Raw genomic sequence first — 3,010 nt, 5'->3', positions numbered from 1 at the left:
GGGCCGCCGTGCCGCACGGTCCTGGCCGTGGGCGGCTCGGTCCTGGCCGTAGGTGGCAATGACGGCCTGGGCCTCGATCGGGTCACCGAGCGTCGTGCCGGTGCCGTGCGCCTCCACCGCGTCGACGTCGGCGGCGCGCAGCCCGGCGTTGGCCAGCGCCTGGCGGATCAGGCGCTGCTGGGACAGGCCGTTCGGCGCGGTCATCCCGTTGCTGGCGCCGTCCTGGTTGATCGCGGTGCCACGCAGGACCGCGAGGACGTGATGGCCGTTACGGCGGGCGTCGGAAAGCCGTTCCAGCAGCAGCACGCCCGCGCCGTCGGCCCAGCCGGTGCCGTCGGCGTCGGCGGAGAACGCCTTGCAGCGCCCGTCCGGTGCCAGGCCCCGCTTGCGGCTGAACTCCACCAGGATCCCTGGGGTCGACATCACGGTCACCCCACCGGCCAAGGCGAGGTCGCATTCGCCGGCCCGCAGCGCCTGGCCGGCCAGATGCACCGCCACCAGGGACGAGGAACACTGGGTGTCGATGGTCAACGCGGGCCCTTCCAGACCAAGCGTGTAGGAGACGCGGCCGGCGATCACGCCGGAGGCGTTGCCGGTGAGCAGTTGTCCCTGGGCTTCGGCGGGCGCCGCATGCCAGGCGGGGCCATAGTCCTGCAGCGACACCCCGGTGAAGACGCCGGTCCGGCTGCCCCGCAGCGACCGTGGGTCAATGCCCGCGTGCTCCAGCACCTCCCAGGAGATCTCCAGCATCAGCCGCTGCTGCGGGTCCACGGCATGTGCCTCGCGTGGACCGATACCGAAGAATCCCGGGTCGAACAGCGCGATGCCGGGCAGGAATCCGCCATGGCGGGTGTAGGCGGTGCCAGGCTGATCCGGATCAGGATCGTAGAGCGCGTCGAGCTCCCAGCCCCGGTCGTCGGGCAGGCCGCCGACGGCATCCCGGCCCTCTCGCACCAGGTCCCACAGGGCTTGCGGTGAATCGGCGCCGCCGGGCAGCCGGCAGGCCATGCCGATGATGACTACGGGATCATGGCCCCGGAACGGCTCCGAGCCGACCTCGCCGGTGGCAGGAACGGCGGTGGCGGCGGGGACGGCGGCGGGGACGGCGGCGGGCTCGTCGATACCCAGCAACTCACGGCGCAGATGGTCGGCTAGGGCCTCGGGGGAGGGCCGGTCGAACAACAGCGTGGCGGGCAGGCGCAGACCCGTCGCCGCGGACAGTTCGTCTCGCAGCCGATCGGCGATGCCGCGGTACACCCCGAGACCACGCCAGGAGGACTCCCGGCCGAGGATGGCCGCGTCGCCGCTGCGCTCGGTCAGCACGGCGATCCGGCCGGCTATCAGGTCCAGCAGGAGCGCGCGCTGGGCCGTCTCCGATCGGCCGGCCAGCCGCAGACGCCACGCCTCGCTCGCCCCACCACCGGTGCCGCGCGGCGATCGTGCCTGGATTTCGCGCGTATCGCGCATGCAAACTCCCAGCGTCCTATGCAATGAGGAAACGACGCGTCGGCGACAGCCGCGTCCGTCGCCGGGCGTTCGCCTTCGTTCGTTTCGGCGACGGGTCGACGGACAACGAAGAAGGCCGCCACGGACCAAAGCCAGGGCCAGCCGTCAGCGCTCGGTACGGAGTGGGACAAAGTCCCGGAAAGCCGGGGCCGAGAACGACTTGGAATATCTCCTCTGGACGCGGAAGGGTATGGCTCAGGCAACCGGCGAGGAGTCGGAGCGCGGAGCCGTCCGCTCTCCGTCGAGAGTGCGACGCCCCCATCTCCTCAGGGTACGACCATGCCGGCCGGGGTGCGTGTCGTCGGTCACGTGTGAACAAGCATGAACGCCATGGTGCCCGACGCTGCGTTTGGGCTTCAAACGCCCTGGCGCGATCGGGCCATGTGAGAATTTACCCGGCCATCCTATGCGCAGGTCCCGGAGCGCTCCTGGTACCTTGGCGTACAGATGTCTGCTCTTCCTGTTCCTGGGTTCGTAGGTGATCAGGCCTTCGAAGGCCACACCGATCGCGGAGCCGGCGTGCAACGTGTCGGGGATCGCATTTCACCAGGAATTGCTACCCGATACGGCGGTGATTTTCCATCCCATGGCCGCCGGCGGCTGATATACTCGCGGACCGCTGCCGCGGCTCGGTGGTGGGACGCGGTCGCGGGGCAGGTGGCGGAGGTCGCCGACCAGGCCTGTCCGGACGAGGCGCACAGCTATTCTTGATCCTCCTGGCCGACGCGCTACGCTCGCCTGCTGTGTCCGATACTGCCGTCACGTCGGCGACCGCGCCCGGATCCGGTGACGTCACCGGATCCGGGTCCCCCGGGCCGGTGAGCTCCGCCGACTCCAGCTCCGCCGACTCCAGCTCCGCCGACTTCGGGGCCGACTCCATCCCCTCTGCTGTACGCGTCACCGTGGTGGGTATCGGGGCCGACGGCTGGGCGGGGCTGGCGCCGACGGCACGTGAGGTGGTGCGCGGGGCCGCCGTGCTGTTCGGCGCCGATCGCCAGCTTGCCCTCGTGCCCGAAAGGATCGACGGCCAGCCCGTTGGAGGCCGGCGGGTGTCGTGGCCGTCCCCGCTGCTGCCGGCCCTGCCCCGCCTGCTGGCCGGGCACGCCGGCACCGGCGCTCAGGCGGGGCAGGGTGAGCTCTGTGTTCTCGCGAGTGGTGATCCGATGTTCTTCGGGATCGGCACCACTCTGGTCCGGCTGCTGGGAGCGCACCGGGTGCGGGTCCTGCCCCATCCTTCGTCGCTCTCCCTGGCCTGCGCGCGGCTCGGGTGGGCCGTGGACGACGTCGACGTGGTGAGCGCGGTCGGACGTCCCCTCGCGCAGGTGCAGGCCGCACTGGCGCCGCGTCGACGGCTGCTCGTCCTCAGCTCCGACCGGGCCACGCCCGTCGAGTTCGCCACCTTGCTCGTCGGGCGCGGGTACGGCGAGAGCCTGCTGACGGTTCTCGACCGGCTCGGGGGGCCGGACGAGGCGCGCCAGAGCGCCCCCGCCTCCGCCTGGGTCGA

Annotated in this window: 1 protein-coding gene and 1 pseudogene; one reads left to right on the top strand and one right to left on the bottom strand. The window is 71.4% G+C overall.

Annotated features, from left to right (window positions below):
• Window positions 1-1,467, bottom strand: a pseudogene (locus AC08ON_RS04015) (acyl carrier protein); the annotation flags it as partial.
• Between the two features lie 782 nt (window positions 1,468-2,249).
• On the opposite strand from AC08ON_RS04015, the gene cbiE reads away from it, so the two are divergent.
• Window positions 2,250-3,010: precorrin-6y C5,15-methyltransferase (decarboxylating) subunit CbiE (cbiE, locus tag AC08ON_RS04010; protein ID WP_476616479.1), on the top strand; the 761-nt coding region annotated here is incomplete at its 3' end.

The organism is Frankia sp. CoWAU3 (assembly GCF_977971855.1).
Note: the sequence above shows the minus strand (reverse complement) of the source record. Positions and strands in the feature narration are given on the sequence as shown.